A 17,857-nucleotide genomic window follows, 5' to 3' on the forward strand; every position below is an offset into this window, starting at 1 on the left:
TCGTCCAGCTCTGCGTTGAGAAAGCTTGAAATAACGCTGCTATTCCAGCGCTTTCTCGCCTTGACCTGAACGATATAGAGCGGCTTGGTGAAATATCCGGGCTAGGCCGGTAATCCGGCGCCGGTCGATTGCCTGGCCCGCGGATACTTGCTAACGTCACCCACCATCGTTTTTCCGACACCGGAGAGGGATTTTGAAACGGCTTTACACTTTCCTGACACTCCCCTTAATACTTCAGGGCTGTGACTTCGACGACGTACCCAACTTCCTGCCGGAAGAGGGTTCCACCGACTACCGCCAGGAAATGCGCGATTTCGTGCGCGATATCGGCAGTTACGGTCGGGGGCTGGACTCCAATTTCATTGTAATCGCCTACGGCGGTATCGAACTCGTCAGCAGCTCCGGCAGCACTTCCGGCTCACCGGATACCAGCTATATCAATGCCCTGAACGGTATCGGGCAGGACGCCGTCTTCTACGGTTACGACGGCATCGACCAACCCACCTCCTCCGGCAGGCGGGAACGCTTGCGCAGCTACCTGGATATGGCGCGCGACAACGGCAATGTCGTCGCGATGGTGACGGATTTTGCCATCAGCCAGAGCAAGATCGACGATTCCTATGCATTGAACGAAGACGCCGGCTATATCTCCTTTGCCGCAGACAACAGCGAGCTGGACAATATTCCCGAATATCCGGATCAGCCATTCAACTACAATCGCGACGATATCGAAGACATCTTCGAGGTCAACAATTTCCTCGTGCTCACCAACACCCTGAACTACTCCACCCGCCAGGAACTGGTCGACGATATCAGCGATACCAATTACGACCTGGTCGTGATGGACCTCTTCTTTAAAAGCCAGGAGGCGTACACCGCGGAACAGATTCGGCAATTGCGTTTCAAAGCCGACGGCGGCGAGAGGCTGCTGATCGCGACGGTAAATATCGGTGAGGCCGAAAGCGATCGTTTCTACTGGCAGAGCCACTGGGTTTCCAATCCTCCGGAATGGCTGGGCGAGGCAACCGGTGGAGGAGATTATCGGGTAAATTACTGGCGCCAGGGCTGGCAGGACATCATCTACGGCAACAGCGATTCCTATATCTACCGGATAGAAAACGCCGGTTTCGACGGGGCCTACCTGCTGGGTGTGGATGCCTACGAGCCTTTCGAAGACGGGGAGTGACAGCTTTCCCCTTTCCCGGCGATCGTACGCATCCCATATACCACCGCCGGATACAAAAAGAGCGAACCGGATGGTTCGCTCTTTTGATCAGTAGTAGGCCTGCGATCTGTCCGTATGGTCGGTGACGTCCTTCACCCCGGCTAGTTCCGGCACCTTGTCCTTCAGGGTTTTCTCGACCCCTTCTTTCAGGGTCATATCCACCATACCGCAGCCCTGGCAGCCACCACCGAATTTCAGCACTGCATAGTGGTCGTCGGTGACTTCCACCAGGCTCACCTGGCCGCCGTGAGCGGCAAGGCCCGGGTTGACCTCGTTGTAGAGCACGTAGTTGATACGGTCCTCGATCGGGCTGTCGTCGGTAATCTTGGGCATGCGCGAGTTCGGTGCGCGGATGGTGAGCTGGCCGCCCATCTTGTCCGACGCGTAATCCACCCGAGCCTCGTCCAGGTACGGAATACTGCGGCCCTCGAAATAGGCCTTGAGGCCATCCATCTCCAGCATCACATCGCCTTCCTGCTCCTCGCCGGGGCGACAGTAGGCGATACAGGTCTCCGCATTGGGCGTGCCCGGGCTGGACACGAACATGCGGATGGCGATGCCCTCGCAGTCCTGCTTCGCCAGCAGCTCGCGCAGGTACTCCTGGGCGGATTCGGTGATGGTGACGTTCAGGTCTTGCGACTGTTCTGACATAGTAGACTTCTCAAATAACCGAGTTTTCTTGTCGGGTATTTTACTCCCAATGGGGCCGGAATTAAACCGGGCATCATCGTCGGGGCGACCCCGAGTTCTGCCTCGGTGGTTGGCCCTTTAACCAGCTCCGTGGCGGACCTGCTGCCGGCAGCTGTTTGCGGGAGACGCCGTGAATACATCCCTGTAGGCTTGTCTGCGAGGTCCCTCTTGCAGACACTCCCGCAAACAACTCCCGGCAGCAGATCCTTCGCATCGACGGAGGGAGTGCCATTCCCCTCAGGTGCGACTCAAGCTGCGCCATAGCCCCCGCCGCCCGGCGTCTCGATGGCAAAGACATCGCCGACCTCCATCTGCACCTCGGCGCGACCGTCCAGTTCCTCCCGGCCGCCGCCTGCCCTTTCCACCCAGTTCCGCCCCAGGGCTCCCGGTTCGCCGCCATTCAACCCAAATGGCGGCAGTTTTCGGTGGGAGGCGAGGATGGAGGCGGTCATCGGCTGCAGGAAGCGCAGCCGTCGCCGGGCGCCGTCACCGCCTTTGTGCTTCCCCGCTCCGCCGCTGCCGCGACGGACGCTGAACGCCTCCAGCAGGACCGGGAAGCGCCACTCCAGCACTTCCGGGTCCGTCAGGCGGGAGTTGGTCATATGGGTGTGCACGGCGTCGGTGCCATCGAAATCCGGGCCGGCGCCGGAACCGCCGCACAGGGTCTCGTAGTACTGGTAGCGACCGTCGCCGAAGGTGAAGTTGTTCATGGTGCCCTGGGCCGCGGCCATGGTCTCCAGCGCGCCGAACAGCGCATCGACGACATACTGGGAGGTCTCCACATTGCCCGCCACCACCGCCGCCGGATACTGGGGGTTCAACATGCAGCCCTCCGGAATGACGATATCCAGCGGCTTCAGGCAGCCGCCGTTCAGCGGGATATTCTCCCGCACCAGGCAGCGGAACACATACAGCACCGCGGCCTTGGTGACCGCCCGCGGCGCATTGTAGTTGCCCGGGTGCTGGCCGCTGGTGCCGGTAAAATCCACCGTCGCGCGGCGGTTTTCCCGGTCCAGCGTCACCGCCACCCGGATGACGCTGCCGTCGTCCATCTGATAGCGGAAGTCGCCGTCGTGCAGCGCCTCGAGCGTGCGGCGCACGGATTCCTCGGCGTTGCCCTGCACATGCTGCATATAGGCCCGCACCACCGACAGGCCGAAATGCGCCACCATCTTCTGCAGCTCGCGCACGCCCTTTTCGCAGGCGGCCAGTTGGGCGTGCAGGTCGGCGATATTCTGCGGGATATTGCGCGCGGGATATTTTCCGGAAGCGAGTTTTCTGCGGATGGTTTCGTCGCAGAAGGTGCCGGCATCCACCAGTTTCAGGTTGTCCAGCAGCACGCCCTCTTCCTCGACGCTCTTGCTGAACGGCGGCATGGAACCGGGCGTGATGCCGCCCACGTCCGCATGGTGGCCGCGGGTGGCAACGTAAAACAGCAACTCTTCGCCGCTATCGTCGCTACCTTCGCCAAAAACGGGCCGGATTACGGTGATATCCGGCAGGTGGGTGCCGCCGTTGTAGGGCGCATTCAATACAAAGGCGTCGCCGTCTTTCATATCGGACGCATTTTCGCGAATGACCGTCTTGATACTCTCGCTCATCGAACCCAGGTGCACCGGCATATGCGGCGCATTGGCAATCAGCTCGCCGTCGCGGTCGAAGAGTGCGCAGGAGAAATCCCGGCGCTCCTTGATATTGACCGAGGACGCGGTTTTCTCGAGCGCCGCCCCCATCTGTTCGGCGATAGACATAAACAGGTTATTGAAGATCTCCAGCATCACCGGGTCGACGCTGGTGCCGATCGCGGTGCGCTTCGGCAGTGCTTCGACGCGCTGCAGCAGAATGCCGGTGTCGGTGATTTCCGCGCGCCAGCCGGGCTCGACAACAATGGTGCTGTTGGGTTCGCTGATCACCGCCGGGCCGTCGATCTGCTCGCCGAGGCACAGTGCTTCGGCGCGGTAGATCGGCGTTTCGCGACGCTTCCCATCCATGGTGATTGGCGCCTTCGCGCCGGGCAAAGTCTCGCCACGCTCGCTGGATGCAACTTGTCGTAGGGTGCGCCGTGCGCACCGATCAAGGTCGGTGCGAGATTTTAGCCTTTCTTCCGTGGCCGCCCCGATTACCTCCACCTGCACCGCCTCGACGACCAAGGGCTTATCCCCGGCGACAAAACCGAACTGCTGGCGATAGTCCCGCTCGAATTCGGCCAGCACCCTGTCGTACCCGCCCATCGCCACTTCCAGCGCCGTATCCGTGCCCTCGTATTTCAAGTGCAGTTTGCGCAGGCAGTGAATCTGTTGTTCGGGTACGCCCTGGGCCAACATCTCGCGGCGCCCATCCGCTTCCAGTTCGTCAAAGATTCGATTCAATTCGGGCTCGTATTCGGCCGAGTAAATGTGCTCCAGGCTGCGCTCCCGCGTCAGGCGCAGGTCCGCCAGTCCGATGCCGTAGGCGGACAACACACCCGCGTAGCGGTGCAACAGTATCTTCGTCATGCCCAGCGCATCCGCCACCAGGCAGGCGTGCTGGCCGCCGGCGCCGCCGAAACTGTTGAGCAGGTATTTCGATACCTCGTAGCCGCGCTGCACCGAGATTTTCTTGATCGCGCTGGCCATGTTTTCCACCGCGATGGCCAGGAAGCCCTCGGCCACCTGTTCCGGCGTGCGTTCATCGCCGGTGGCCTTGCGGATTTTTTCCGCCAGTGCGCTGAACTTTGTCCGCACGATTTCCGCGTCCAGCGGCTGGTCCGCACCGGGACCGAACACCTGGGGAAAGAACTCGGGCTGCAGCTTGCCCAGCATCACATTGCAGTCGGTGACCGTCAGCGGCCCACCGCGGCGGTAGCAGGCCGGGCCGGGGTTGGCGCCGGCGGAATCCGGGCCCACCAGGTAGCGGCTGCCGTCGAAGTGCAGCACCGAGCCGCCGCCGGCGGCGACCGTGTGGATACGCATCATCGGCGCCCGCAGGCGCACACCGGCCACTTCGGACTCCAGGCTGCGCTCGTAGTCGCCGCTGTAGTGGCAGACATCGGTGGACGTGCCGCCCATATCGAAGCCGATCACCTGCTCGAAACCGGCCTCGGCGGCAGTGCGCGCGGCGCCCACCACGCCGCCGGCCGGACCGGACAGGATCGCGTCCTTGCCCTGGAAAAAGTGCGCGTCGGCGAGGCCGCCATTGGACTGCATAAACAGCAGCCGGCTGCCACCCAGTGCCCTGTCGACCCGATCCACATAGCGGCGCAGTACCGGCGACAGGTAGGCATCCACCACCGTGGTATCGCCGCGGCCCACCAGTTTGATCAGCGGGCTGACCCGGTGGCTGACGGAGACTTGGGTAAAGCCGATCTCGTCGGCGATGCGGGCGATTGCCCGCTCGTGTTCCGGGTAGCGGTAACCGTGCATCAACAGGATCGCCAGGCCGCGCAGGCCGCCGTCGTAGAGTCGCTGCAGGTTCGCCCGCACCCTGCCCCAATCCAGCGGCACCAGTACTTCGCCATTGGCCGTGACGCGCTCGCCCACCTCCACGACATCGCTGTAGAGCATTTGCGGCAGCCTGATCTGGAGGTCGAACAGGTTCGGGCGCGCCTGGTAGCCGATACGCAGGGCGTCGGCGAAGCCCTTGGTCGTGACCAGGGCCACCGGATCGCCCTTGCGCTCCAGCAATGCATTGGTGGCCACGGTAGTGCCCATCTTGACCGCCTCGATAGCTTCCGGCGGGATGGGGGCATCGACGTCCAAATCCAGCAGAGCGCGGATACCGGCCAGGGCGGCGTCCTCGTATTGCTCCGGATTCTCGGACAGCAGCTTGTGGCTGACCAGCCGCCCATCCGGGCGGCGGGCGACGATATCGGTAAAGGTGCCGCCGCGATCTATCCAGAAGCTCCAGCGGTTGTTGTCGGTTTCTTTATTCATAGGTCATCCCTCCATCCCTCTCCCGGGACCGCGGAGCTCCAGCTCCGCGCATCCGAGTCCCGAGTCCCGAGTCCCGAGTCCCGAGTCCCGAGTCCCGAGTCCCGAGTCCCGAGTCCCGAATATGCTAACATTGCCGCCCTCTTCGAGACCCGTTTAAAGGAAGTGCCCATGTCGCAACAGTCCCGCAGTCAACGCCTGGAACAGCTCCATGCCGCGCTGGAGAAGCGCATCCTGATCCTGGACGGCGCCATGGGGACCATGATCCAGCGGGCGAAGCTGAGCGAGGGCCAGTACCGCGGCGAGCGCTTTGCCGATTTCCACCGGGATGTGCAGGGCAACAACGACCTGCTGACGCTGACCCAACCGGACATGATCGAGCAGCTGCACCGGGACTATATGGAGGCCGGCGCAGACATTATCGAGACCAATACCTTCAACGCCACGCGCCTGTCCCAGGCGGATTACGATATGGAGGACCTGGTCCCGGAATTGAACCGCGCCGCCGCCGAGGTGGCGCGCCGCGCCGCCGACGCCATGGCCACGCCGGACAGGCCGCGCTGGGTGGCCGGCGTGATCGGGCCCACTTCGCGCACCGCCAGCATCTCGCCGGACGTCAACGACCCGGGCGCGCGCAACGTGACCTTCGAAAAGCTGGTGGAGAACTATGTCGAAGCCGGCCGCGCGCTGATCGAGGGCGGCTCGGACCTGATCCTGATCGAGACCATCTTCGATACCCTGAACGCCAAGGCGGCCATCTTCGCCCTGCACCAGCTGTTCGACGAGGTCGGTTTCGAGCTGCCGATCATGATCTCCGGCACCATCACCGATGCCTCCGGCCGCACTTTATCGGGACAGACCACCGAAGCCTTCTACAACTCCGTGGCCCACGCCAAGCCCCTGAGCGTGGGTCTCAACTGTGCCCTGGGCGCCACCGAGTTGCGCCCCTATGTGGAGGCGCTGTCCGGCGTCTGCGCGGAACATGTGTCCGCGCACCCCAACGCCGGCCTGCCGAACGAATTCGGCGAGTACGACGAGTTGCCGGAGGAGACCGCCAGCATCGTCGCCGAGTTCGCGCGCAGCGGCTTCCTCAATATCCTCGGCGGTTGCTGCGGCACCGCGCCGGAGCATATCCGCGCGATCGCGGACGCAGTGGCCGATATCCCGCCGCGCAAACTGCCGCAGATCAAACCGGCGCTGCGCCTGTCGGGCCTGGAGCCGTTCACCGTCGACGAAAATTCCCTGTTCGTGAATGTCGGCGAGCGCTGCAACGTGACCGGCTCGGCACGCTTCAAGCGCCTGATCATGGAGGAAGACTACGATACCGCCCTGCAGGTGGCCGCCGCGCAGGTCGAGGACGGCGCCCAGGTAATCGACTTCAATATGGATGAGGCAATGCTGGATTCGGTCGCCGCCATGCGCCGTTTCCTCAACCTGGCCGCCACCGAGCCGGATATCGCCAGGGTGCCGTTTATGGTGGATTCCTCCAAGTGGGAGGTGATCGAAGCCGGGCTGCAGTGCATCCAGGGCAAGCCCATCGTCAATTCCATCAGCCTCAAGGAAGGCGAACAGGACTTTACCGACAAGGCGCGCCTGTGCCTGCGCTACGGCGCCGCGGTGGTGGTGATGGCCTTCGACGAGGACGGCCAGGCGGACACCTTCGAGCGCAAGGCGGAAATCTGCAAGCGCAGTTACGACGTGCTGGTGGACAAGGTCGGCTTTGCGCCCAACGACATTATCTTCGACCCGAATATTTTCGCCGTCGCCACCGGTATCGAGGAGCACAATAACTACGCCGTCGACTTTATCCAGGCGGCCGAGTGGATTCGCGCAAACCTGCCCGGTGCCAGCATCTCCGGCGGTGTGTCCAATGTGTCCTTCTCCTTCCGCGGCAACAACCCGGTGCGCGAGGCCATCCACTCGGTGTTCCTGTACCACGCCATCAAGGCTGGCCTGAACATGGGCATCGTCAACGCCGGCCAGCTGGCGGTGTACGATGAACTGCCGGAAGAGCTGCGGGAAAAGGTCGAGGACGTGATCCTGAACCGCAACCCGGATGCCACCGAGGCACTACTCGATATCGCCGAGAAGTACCGCGGCGACGGCAGCGCTTCCGCGCGCAAGGAAGACCTGAGCTGGCGCGAGCTGCCGGTGAAAAAGCGTATCGAACACGCGCTGGTCAAGGGCATCAACAACTATATCGAGGAAGATACCGAAGAGGCCCGCGCGCAGGCGACCCGCCCGCTGGATGTGATCGAGGGCCCGCTGATGGACGGCATGAATGTGGTCGGCGACCTGTTCGGCGAGGGCAAGATGTTCCTGCCGCAAGTGGTCAAGTCCGCGCGGGTCATGAAGCAGGCGGTTGCCTACCTGCAGCCCTATATCGAGGCGGAAAAGACCGAGGACAGCAAACCCAACGGCCGCATCCTGATGGCGACGGTCAAGGGCGACGTACACGATATCGGCAAGAATATCGTCGGCGTGGTGCTGGCCTGCAACAACTACGAAGTGATCGACCTGGGTGTGATGGTGCCGGCGGAAACCATCCTGCAGACCGCGAAGGAAAAACAGTGCGATATTATCGGCCTGTCCGGCCTGATCACGCCGTCGCTGGATGAAATGGTGCACGTGGCCGCGGAAATGGAGCGCCAGGGCTTCGACATCCCGCTGCTGATCGGCGGCGCCACCACTTCCAAGGCGCACACTGCGGTAAAAATCGATCCGCAGTACCACCGCAACCAGACCGTTTACGTCGCCGACGCCTCCCGTGCCGTGGGCGTGGCCAGCAACCTGATTTCCGACGAGCTGCGCCCGGCCTACGTGAAAGGAATCCGGGAAGAGTACGACAAGGTGCGCGCCCGCACCGCCAACCGCAAGCGCAACGACAAGCGCCTCAGCTACGAGGATGCGCTGGCGGCCGCGCCACAGTTCGACTGGCAGAACTACACTCCCGCCGTGCCAAACCGGTTCGGCGTCACCGCCATCGACGATTTCCCGCTGGAACAACTGGTCGATACCATCGACTGGACGCCCTTCTTCATCTCCTGGGACCTGGCTGGCAAATACCCGGCGATCCTCGAAGATGAAATCGTCGGCGAGGCGGCCACGGACCTGTTCAACAACGCCCAGGCGATGCTGCGGGAGATTATCGACAACAAGCTGCTCAGGGCCCGCGCCGTATTCGGCCTGTGGCCGGCCAACAGCGCCGGCGACGATATCATCGTCTACAAGGACGAAAGCCGCGGCGAGGAACTGGCCCGCCTGCACCAGATGCGCCAGCAGGTACAGAAGCGTGGCGGCGACGGCCTGTGCCGCTCGCTGGCGGACTTCGTCGCGCCACTGGAGTCCGGCGTGATCGACTATGTGGGTGGTTTCGCCGTCACCACCGGCATCGGTGCCGACGAGCTGGCGGCGGAGTACGAGGCGAAGCACGACGATTACAATGCGATCATGGTCAAGGCGCTGGCGGATCGACTGGCCGAATCCCTGGCCGAATGCCTCCACCAGCAGGTGCGCAGGGAGTACTGGGGTTACGCCCCGGACGAGCAGCTCTCCAACGAGGAACTGATCCGGGAACGCTACCGCGGCATCCGCCCGGCGCCCGGCTATCCCGCCTGCCCCGACCACACGGAAAAGGCTACCCTGTTCCAACTCCTTGACGCCCCGGACAATGCCGGTGTCACCCTGACCGAGCACTTTGCCATGCTGCCCGCGGCCGCCGTCAGCGGCTGGTATTTTGCCCACCCGGAGGCAAAATACTTCAATGTCGGCAAGATCGGCCGCGACCAGCTGCAGGACCTGGCCGAGCGCAAGGGTATGACGGAGACGGAACTGGAGCGCTGGTTGCGGCCGAACCTCGACGACTGAACAGCCGGAACTCGGGATTCCAGTAGAGTGCGCCGTGGGCACCGGCCGTTCGATGGTGCGCACGACGCACCCTACTCAGTTGATGGAGCTGGAAGTGGAGAATAAAGAAGACAACAAAGAGGACAAGAGTCCTTCATTCGGCCAGGTGGTCCTCAGCACCCTGGCCGCTGCCATCGGCGTGCAGAGCAACAGGAACCGTGAGCGCGACTTCAAGGCTGGCAGTATCAAGACCTATATCGCCGCCGGCATCATCTTTACCGCACTGTTTGTGCTGACGCTGGTACTGGTGGTGAAGACGGTGCTCAGCAATATGGGCTGAACGGGTGGTGCGGAACAGGGAATGAGGCCCGGCACCGCTCTGCTCCGGGCGCTGGGGGGGGGGTACAGCGTTACTGCGAGGCGACCCAGAAAATGCAGGTAGCCACGAAGATCGCTACCAGGGCCACCGCGGCAAAGGCATCTGCCGCGTTATCACTCTCATTGGAAACAACTACTTCTTCACTCATCGAAAGACTCCGATCGCTGATTATTGTTATTCAGGGTAGCTGTGCCGCTCGGGAACGGTTGGTCAAGTAGATCAAATCCCCGTCTATGGCGCAAGCCGACAAATCCACACAATCTTTACGCGCTTATAACCGTTTGTTACTGAGGTAGCGAAAAAAATTGTTATTTTTTGCATAAGCGCGCTGGTATGTTATGCGCCATCGGAGAATGCGCGAATTTCTTACCCGCCTCTCCGCAAACACCTTAAAAAGTGTGCAAATGGCAATGGAATCAAGCTGTTATGTATCGATATGACGACCGGGACCGCGCCATCATCGGCGATCGCGTGGCCCAGTTCCGCGGCCAGACGGAACGCTATCTGGCCGGCCAGCTCAGCGAGGAGCAGTTCCTGCCGCTGCGCCTGCAGAACGGGCTCTATATCCAGCGACTGGCGCCGATGCTGCGCATCGCCGTGCCCTACGGCCTGCTGAACAGCGCCCAGCTCAAGCGCCTGGCCCGCATCAGCCGCGACTACGACAAGGGCTACGCCCACTTCACCACGCGCCAGAACCTGCAATACAACTGGCCGCAGCTCGAGGACGTGCCGAAGATCCTGGCCGAGCTGGCGGAAGTGGAGATGCACGCGGTGCAGACCAGCGGCAACTGCATCCGCAATACCACCTCGGACCCCTACGCCGGCGTGGCCCGCGACGAGATCGCCGACCCGCGCCCCTACTGCGAGTTGATCCGCCAGTGGTCCACCTTCCACCCGGAATTCGCCTTTCTGCCGCGCAAGTTCAAGATCGCCGTCAACGGTGCCCAGACCGACCGCGCCGCCATCCGCGTGCACGATATCGGCGTGCAGATCGTCGAGCGCGACGGCGAGATCGGCTACGAGGTCTATGTCGGCGGCGGCCAGGGCCGCACGCCGGTGATCGCCGAAAAAATCCGCGACTTCCTGCCGGAGCGGCACCTGCTGTCCTACCTGGAAGCGATCGTGCGCATCTACAACCAACTGGGCCGGCGCGACAACAAGTACAAGGCCCGTATCAAGATCCTGGTCAAGGCCATGGGGGCGGAGGAATTCGGCCGTCTCGTCGAAGCCGAGTGGGAACAGATCCGTGATGGTGCCGACGAGCTGACACCGGAAGCGCTGGCCTGGGCCAAGTCCTTCTTCACCGCGCCCGACTACCGCCAGGTCGACGGCGCTGACAGCGAAGCGGCACTGCAGTCGCAGGCGGCGGGCGACAAGGCCTTCGCCCGCTGGCTGGAGCGCAACACCTTCGCCCACCGGGTACCCGGCTACCGCGCCGTGCGCCTGTCCACCAAGCCCACCGGCGTGCCGCCGGGCGATGTCACCGACCGCCAGTTGGAGGCGATCGCCGGGCTGGCGGACCGCTTCAGCTTCGGCGAGGTGCGCGTCACCCACGACCAGAATGTGGTGCTGGCAGACGTGGAACAGGAAAAGCTGTTCGAACTCTGGCAGGCCGCGCGCACCAACGGCTTTGCCACACCCAATATCGGCACCCTGACCGATATGATCTGCTGCCCCGGCGGCGACTACTGCTCGCTGGCCAACGCCAAATCGATTCCGGTGGCCGAGGCCATCCAGCGCCGCTTCGACGACATGGACTACCTCTACGACCTGGGCGACCTGAACCTGAACATCTCCGGCTGCATGAACGCCTGCGGCCACCACCACGTGGGTCATATCGGCATTCTCGGCGTGGACAAGAAAGGCGAGGAGTTCTACCAGGTCCAACTGGGCGGCAGTTCGTCGGAAAATGCCAGCCTGGCGAAGGTGCTGGGCCCCAGCTTCTCCCGTGCGGAAGTACCGGACGTGATCGACACCATCCTCGACATCTACGTCAATGAACGCCGCGAGGACGAACTGTTTATCGACACCTACAACCGCATCGGCCTGCAGCCCTTCAAGGAAAAAGTCTATGCCAAAGCCAGTTAAGCTCGGTCCCCAACCGGAAAATCCTGCAGAGCTGATTGTCGACGGGCAAGTTGCCACCAATGACTGGCGACTGCTGCCGCAGGACGAGGACGATGCGGAGATCACTGCCGACGCCCTGGCGCCCGGGAAAATCATCCTGCCCTACCGGATCTGGAAAGCGCTGAAAGGTGACCTGGTCCAGCGCCGCGCGGAGATCGGCGTCTGGCTGAACAGCGACGAGTCCGCCGACCTGATCGGCGACGAGGCCGGGGACCTGCCGCTGATTGCGGTGCACTTCCCGGCCTTTGCCGACGGTCGCGGTTTCAGCACCGGCCGCCTGCTGCGCGAACGCTACGGCTATACCGGCGAACTGCGCGCGGTGGGCGCCTTCATGCGCGACCAGCTCACCTACCTGCGCCGCTGCGGCTTCGACGCCTTCGCCTACGAGGGTGAGCAGCCGCTGGCGAAACTGCTCGATTCGCTACACGACTTCAGCGACAGCTACCAGGCCGCGGTGGACGAAAAACTGCCGCTGTTCCGCCGCCGCGGGCTCGCCTGAGCCCTGCATATCTTCCCGACGGGCGGGCCATGTGCTCGCCCAGCCTGACCCGACAGGAATTCACCCCGCGCCGCCGGAACCGGCGGATTCCCGCATTCCCTGCTGCCAACCCGGCCAGATCTCTGCATCCGGAACAACCAATCCCGTCTCGCGACACTAGACTGCCACTAATTCCGGGCTTAAAGCGCAGCCTATGGCGATGTACGCGAGGGGAGCAGTCCATGCCCAAGCACTTCTTTGTCCTCGGGCTCGACCCGCTGCGACTCTCTTTCCTCAGGTGTGTACACGGGGCCGACAACTACCGCTTCCACCCGCTCTTCGATATATCGGAAGTGGTCAACCCGGCGACCTTCGACTACGACGCGATGCTGGACCAGGCGCGCCGCCAGCTCGAGGACTTCCCCGATCCCATCGCCGGCATTATCGGCCACTGGGATTTTCCCACCAGCGTACTGCTGGCCCATCTCAGCCAGGATCGCGGACTGCGCTCGGCCTCTCTCGAGGCGGTGCTCAAATGCGAGCATAAATACTGGTGCCGCCTCGAACAGCGCAGGGCGATGCCGGACTGGACTCCGGATTTCTGCCCGGTGGATCCGTTTGCCGAAACGCCGCTGGCACAATTGACCATCGATTACCCCTTCTGGCTGAAACCGATCAAGGCCCACTCCTCTTTCCTCGGTTTCCGCATCGAGAACGCCGGCCAGTTCGGGGAAGCACTGCGGAAGATCCGGGCCGGCATCCACAGTTTCGGCGACCCGTTCAACCAGGCCCTGGCACACGTTTCGGTTCCGGACGAAGTGGGCCCTGTGGACGGCAACTGGTGCATCGCCGAGGAGATCATCGGCGGCAAGCAGTGCGGGATAGAGGGCGCCCTGCTCGATGGTGACTACCGCGTGCACGGCATCGTCGATACGGTCAAAGACAATAAAAGGCAGAGTTTCACCCGCTACGAATACCCCTCCGTGTGGCCGCGACACGCGCAGGACAGGATCTGCGCCGCCGGGGAGAAGCTGTTGCGACATCTCGGCTTCGACAATTCCCCCTTTGGTATCGAGTTTTTCTGGGATGCGCAGAAGAACGCCTTCAAGGTACTGGAAGTCAATACACGGATCTCCCAGTCCCACAGCGACCAGTTCATCAAGGTGCACGGTGTATCCAATCACCAGATACCGGTCGACCTGGCCCTGGGGCGCATCACGGATCTGGGCGATTGCCGCGGCGACTACCGCACAGCCGCCAAGTTCATGCTGCGCCGCTACCGCGACGCCCTGCTGGAACAGGCGCCCGACGACGAAGAGATCAAACGGATCGAGCGGGAATTCCCCGACAGTAAAATCGTGATCACCGCCGACCGCGGCCGCCGCCTGTCCGAACAGTCGATGCAGGACAGCTACAGTTTCGAGATCGCCAACATCTGGCTGGGCGCCCAGAACCAGCGGGAACTCCTGGACAAGTACCACCGCCTCGCCGAGGCCCTGCACTTCAGGTTCTCGGACGGTGGCGAGCCCGAGCCCTTCCAGTTCAACCGCGTGCGCTACTGATGAAGGTAATCAGCGAATTCCCTTACCGGCTCGAGATGCGCGAGCATGTGGAGATCCCCATGCCCGACGGCTGCAGGCTCGCGGCGCGTATCTGGCTGCCGGAAAATGCCGAGCGCGAACCGGTACCGGCCATCTTCGAATATATCCCCTACCGCAAGCGGGATATGACGCGCCTGCGGGATTCCATCCTGCACCCCTACCTGGCCGGCCACGGTTACGCCTGCGTGCGCGTGGACCTGCGCGGCAGTGGCGAGTCCGAGGGCATCCTGCGCGACCAGTACCGGCAGCGCGAGCTGGACGATGGCGCCGCGGTAATCGCCTGGCTGGCGGAACAGCCCTGGTGCGATGGCAATGTGGGCATGATGGGCATCTCCTGGGGCGGCTTCAACGGACTGCAGGTGGCATCGCTGGCGCCACCGGCACTGAAAGCGGTGATTTCCGCCTGCTCCACCGACGACCTGTATCTCGACAACATGCACTACATGGGCGGCTGCCTGCTGACCGACAACCTGTCGGAGGCCACCACCATGTTCTCCGTCAACACCTGCCCGCCGGATCCGGCGCTGGTTGGCGAGCGCTGGCGCGAGATGTGGTTGCAGCGCCTCGCCGGCAGCGGCCTGTGGCTGGACACCTGGCTGCGCCACCAGCACCGGGATGACTACTGGAAACACGGCTCCGTCAGCGAGCACTACGAGGCCATCCGCAGCCCGGTGATGCTGGTGGGCGGCTGGGCCGACGGCTACACCAACGCGATCTTCCGGTTGCTGGAACACCTGCAGGTGCCGCGCCTGGGATTGATCGGCCCCTGGGGCCACAAATATCCCCACCAGGGCGCGCCGGGTCCGGCCATCGGCTTCCTGCAGGAGGCGCTGCGCTGGTGGGACCTGTGGCTGAAGGGGCGCGATACCGGCATCATGGCCGAACCCATGCTGCGCGCCTGGATGCAGGACAGCATGCCGCCCACGACCTATTACCGGGAGCGCCCGGGGCGCTGGGTTGGCGAGGACGTCTGGCCGGCGCCGCGCATCCGCGATGTGGCCTACAGGCTGGATCCCCACCGCATCCTGATGCCCGGCGAACCGTCCTGCGGTGGCGGCGAGAGCATGTATATCCAGTCGCCGCTGTCCGTCGGCCTGCTGGCCGGCAAGTGGTGCTCCTACACTTACGCCCCCGACCTGCCCCACGACCAGCGGCTGGAAGACGGCGGCTCCCTGGTATTCGAGAGCGCACCGCTGGATCGGGAGCTCGAAATCCTGGGGACACCGGTGGCGGAACTGGAGCTGGAATGCAACCAGCCGGTGGCGATGGTAGCCGCGCGGCTGTCCGATGTGGCACCGGACGGCAAGGCCACCCGCGTGACCTACGGCCTGTTCAACCTGACCCACCGCAAGAGCCACGCGGAGCCGGAACCCCTTGTCCCCGGCAAGACCTATCGCGTGCGCGTGCCACTGAACGCCATCGCCCAGAACTTTCCCGCCGGCCACCGGTTGCGGCTAAGCCTGTCCACTTCCTACTGGGCGCTGGCCTGGCCGTCTCCGCGACCGGTGCGCATGACGGTCTACCCGGCCGCCAGCCAGTTGATCCTGCCGCAGCGGGAGCCGAAACCCGAGGATGCCGAAATCCGCTTCCAGAAACCGGAAGTGGCCCCGCCCACGCCCGTCAGGACAGTCGAGCCGCCGGAGCACAACTGGCTGGTACACCGCGACCTGGCGCTCGACCAGTCAGTGCTGGAGGTGATCAAGGACGAGGGCCTGAAACGGCTGCGGGAAATCGACATGGAAGTGGCCAACCGCACCCGCAACTGGTACAGCTTCCGCGACGACGACTTCGAGAGCCTGCGTGGCGAAACCCGCACCGAGCGCATCTTCCGCCGCGGCAGCTGGTCAGTGCGCACCACCACCCGCACCGTCCTCACCGCAGACACCGAATACTTCTATATCCACGCGGAGCTGGACGCCTGGGAGGGGGACAGCCGCGTCTTCACCGAAAACTGGCAGCGCAAGATTCCCCGCGACCACCTCTGATTCTCCTTCTGGGGTACGCCGTGCACACCGCCCGGCCACCCGTGCGCACGGCACACCCTGCAGCCTCCACAACGGGGCTGGATTTTCACCCGCCAAAACGCCAATATGCGCGGCGTAACGCAACACCACGGGGCGCGGGCCGGAGCCCGCGTCCCCGGACAGAGAGACAAGAGCACATCCATGCAAGTTGAATCCGTAGATTCCCTGTTGAAGTCCTCCCACCGCGAGGGCAGCGAAGCCCGTATCCAGGGCTGGATCCGGACCCGCCGCGACTCCAAGGCGGGCCTCTCGTTCCTCGCCGTGCACGACGGCAGCTGCTTCGACCCCATCCAGGTGGTGGTCGAGGCCGACATCCACAACTACGAATCCGAAGTACTGCGCCTGACCACCGGCTGTGCGGTGGACATCACCGGTACCGTGAAGGCGTCCGAGGGCAAGGGCCAGGCGATTGAGCTGTTGGCCACCGAGGTACACGTAGTCGGCTGGGTCGAGGACCCGGACACCTACCCCATGTCGCCCAAGCGCCACACCATGGAACACCTGCGCGAACACGCCCACCTGCGTGCGCGCACCAATGTCGGTGGCGCCGTGGCGCGGGTGCGCAACTGTATCGCCCAGGCGCTGCACCGCTTCTTCCACGAAAACGGCTTTAACTGGATCCACACGCCCATCCTGACCGCCTCCGACTGCGAGGGCGCCGGCGAGCTGTTCCGCGTCAGCACCCTGGACCAGGCCAACCTGCCGCTGACCGACAGGGGCGAGGTGGATTACTCCAGGGACTTCTTCGGCGAGGAGAGCTTCCTGACCGTGTCCGGCCAGCTGAACGTGGAGAGCTACTGCCTGGCGCTGTCCAAGGTCTATACCTTCGGCCCCACTTTCCGCGCGGAAAATTCCAACACCACCCGCCACCTGGCGGAATTCTGGATGGTGGAACCGGAAATCGCCTTCGCCGACCTGGCGGATACCGCCGACCTGTCGGAGAAAATGCTCAAATACGTCTTCAAGGCGGTGCTCGAGGAGCGCGCCGACGATATGGCCTTCTTCGCCCAGCGCATCGACAAGGAGGCCATCTCACGGCTGGAAAACATCACCGGCAACGACTTCGCACGCATCAACTACAGCGAAGCGATCGAGATCCTGGAGAAGTGCAAGGAGAAATTCGAGTTCCCGGTTTCCTGGGGTATCGACCTGGCCTCCGAGCACGAGCGCTACCTGGCCGAGAAGCACTTCAGGAAGCCGGTGATCGTCATGAACTACCCGAAGGATATCAAGGCCTTCTATATGCGCATGAACGATGACGGCAAAACCGTCGCCGCCATGGATGTGCTGGCGCCGGGTATCGGCGAGATCATCGGCGGCTCCCAGCGCGAGGAACGCCTAGAGAAACTCGACGAGCGCATGGACGAGATGAATATTCCCAAAGAACATCTCTACTGGTACCGCGACCTGCGCCGCTACGGCACCGTCCCCCACGCCGGCTTCGGCCTGGGTTTCGATCGCATCGTGTCCTACGTCACCGGTATGGGCAATATCCGCGATGTGATTCCGTTTCCGCGGACGCCGAAGAATATTGCGTTTTAAAAATAAGCCCCCATTTGTGGCAATGCCGGTCAGTTAA

The 17,857-nt window shown here is 63.1% G+C and carries 10 protein-coding genes; 8 read left to right on the forward strand and 2 right to left on the reverse strand.

Annotated elements, in window-relative coordinates:
* Window positions 1–193 precede the first annotated feature (193 nt).
* Window positions 194–1,186, forward strand: a complete 993-nt coding sequence (locus tag MWN76_RS08280; protein ID WP_250460925.1) for a hypothetical protein — start codon at window positions 194–196, stop codon at window positions 1,184–1,186.
* Window positions 1,187–1,273: 87 nt separating this feature from the next.
* On the opposite strand, the gene nfuA is transcribed toward MWN76_RS08280, so the two are convergent.
* Window positions 1,274–1,876 (reverse strand): Fe-S biogenesis protein NfuA, encoded by a 603-nt coding sequence (gene nfuA, locus MWN76_RS08285; RefSeq protein WP_250460926.1) that lies wholly within the window; start codon window positions 1,874–1,876, stop codon window positions 1,274–1,276.
* Between the two features lie 287 nt (window positions 1,877–2,163).
* Entirely contained in the window at window positions 2,164–5,826 is a 3,663-nt protein-coding gene (locus MWN76_RS08290; RefSeq protein ID WP_250460927.1) for a hydantoinase B/oxoprolinase family protein, read from the reverse strand.
* A 168-nt stretch (window positions 5,827–5,994) separates the two neighbouring features.
* Here MWN76_RS08290 and metH point away from each other — a divergent pair, with 168 nt between their 5' ends.
* The 7 genes from metH to asnS all read left to right on the forward strand — a co-directional run bounded on the left by metH (window position 5,995) and on the right by asnS (window position 17,820).
* Window positions 5,995–9,690, forward strand: a complete 3,696-nt coding sequence (gene metH / locus MWN76_RS08295; RefSeq protein ID WP_250460928.1) for a methionine synthase — start codon at window positions 5,995–5,997, stop codon at window positions 9,688–9,690.
* 94 nt (window positions 9,691–9,784) lie between these two features.
* Complete coding sequence (locus MWN76_RS08300) at window positions 9,785–10,009, forward strand: DUF2970 domain-containing protein (protein WP_345780061.1); 225 nt, start codon at window positions 9,785–9,787, stop codon at window positions 10,007–10,009.
* Between the two features lie 465 nt (window positions 10,010–10,474).
* A complete protein-coding gene (locus MWN76_RS08305) occupies window positions 10,475–12,136 on the forward strand; it encodes a nitrite/sulfite reductase (protein ID WP_250460929.1) in 1,662 nt (553 codons plus the stop codon).
* Complete coding sequence (locus MWN76_RS08310; RefSeq protein ID WP_250460930.1) at window positions 12,120–12,674, forward strand: DUF934 domain-containing protein; 555 nt, start codon at window positions 12,120–12,122, stop codon at window positions 12,672–12,674. Before MWN76_RS08305 ends, MWN76_RS08310 begins: the two co-directional genes overlap by 17 nt.
* Before the next feature lie 221 nt (window positions 12,675–12,895).
* Window positions 12,896–14,215 carry an ATP-grasp domain-containing protein gene (locus MWN76_RS08315; protein ID WP_250460931.1) on the forward strand — a complete coding sequence of 440 codons (1,320 nt, stop codon included), beginning with the start codon at window positions 12,896–12,898 and terminating at the stop codon, window positions 14,213–14,215.
* Entirely contained in the window at window positions 14,215–16,239 is a 2,025-nt protein-coding gene (locus MWN76_RS08320; protein ID WP_250460932.1) for a CocE/NonD family hydrolase, read from the forward strand. Before MWN76_RS08315 ends, MWN76_RS08320 begins: the two co-directional genes overlap by 1 nt.
* Before the next feature lie 180 nt (window positions 16,240–16,419).
* Entirely contained in the window at window positions 16,420–17,820 is a 1,401-nt protein-coding gene (gene asnS, locus MWN76_RS08325) for an asparagine--tRNA ligase (protein ID WP_250460933.1), read from the forward strand.
* Window positions 17,821–17,857 lie beyond the last annotated feature (37 nt).

This window comes from Microbulbifer litoralis (assembly GCF_023634065.1).
In the GTDB taxonomy this organism is placed as follows: domain Bacteria; phylum Pseudomonadota; class Gammaproteobacteria; order Pseudomonadales; family Cellvibrionaceae; genus Microbulbifer; species Microbulbifer litoralis.

Coding starts and splice junctions, on each gene's coding strand:
- nfuA (WP_250460926.1), bottom strand. CDS start 1,876: ATGTCAGAACAGTCGCAAGACCTGAACGTCACCATCACCGAATCCGCC.
- MWN76_RS08290 (WP_250460927.1), bottom strand. CDS start 5,826: ATGAATAAAGAAACCGACAACAACCGCTGGAGCTTCTGGATAGATCGC.
- metH (WP_250460928.1), top strand. CDS start 5,995: ATGTCGCAACAGTCCCGCAGTCAACGCCTGGAACAGCTCCATGCCGCG.
- MWN76_RS08305 (WP_250460929.1), top strand. CDS start 10,475: ATGTATCGATATGACGACCGGGACCGCGCCATCATCGGCGATCGCGTG.
- MWN76_RS08310 (WP_250460930.1), top strand. CDS start 12,120: ATGCCAAAGCCAGTTAAGCTCGGTCCCCAACCGGAAAATCCTGCAGAG.
- MWN76_RS08315 (WP_250460931.1), top strand. CDS start 12,896: ATGCCCAAGCACTTCTTTGTCCTCGGGCTCGACCCGCTGCGACTCTCT.
- MWN76_RS08320 (WP_250460932.1), top strand. CDS start 14,215: ATGAAGGTAATCAGCGAATTCCCTTACCGGCTCGAGATGCGCGAGCAT.
- asnS (WP_250460933.1), top strand. CDS start 16,420: ATGCAAGTTGAATCCGTAGATTCCCTGTTGAAGTCCTCCCACCGCGAG.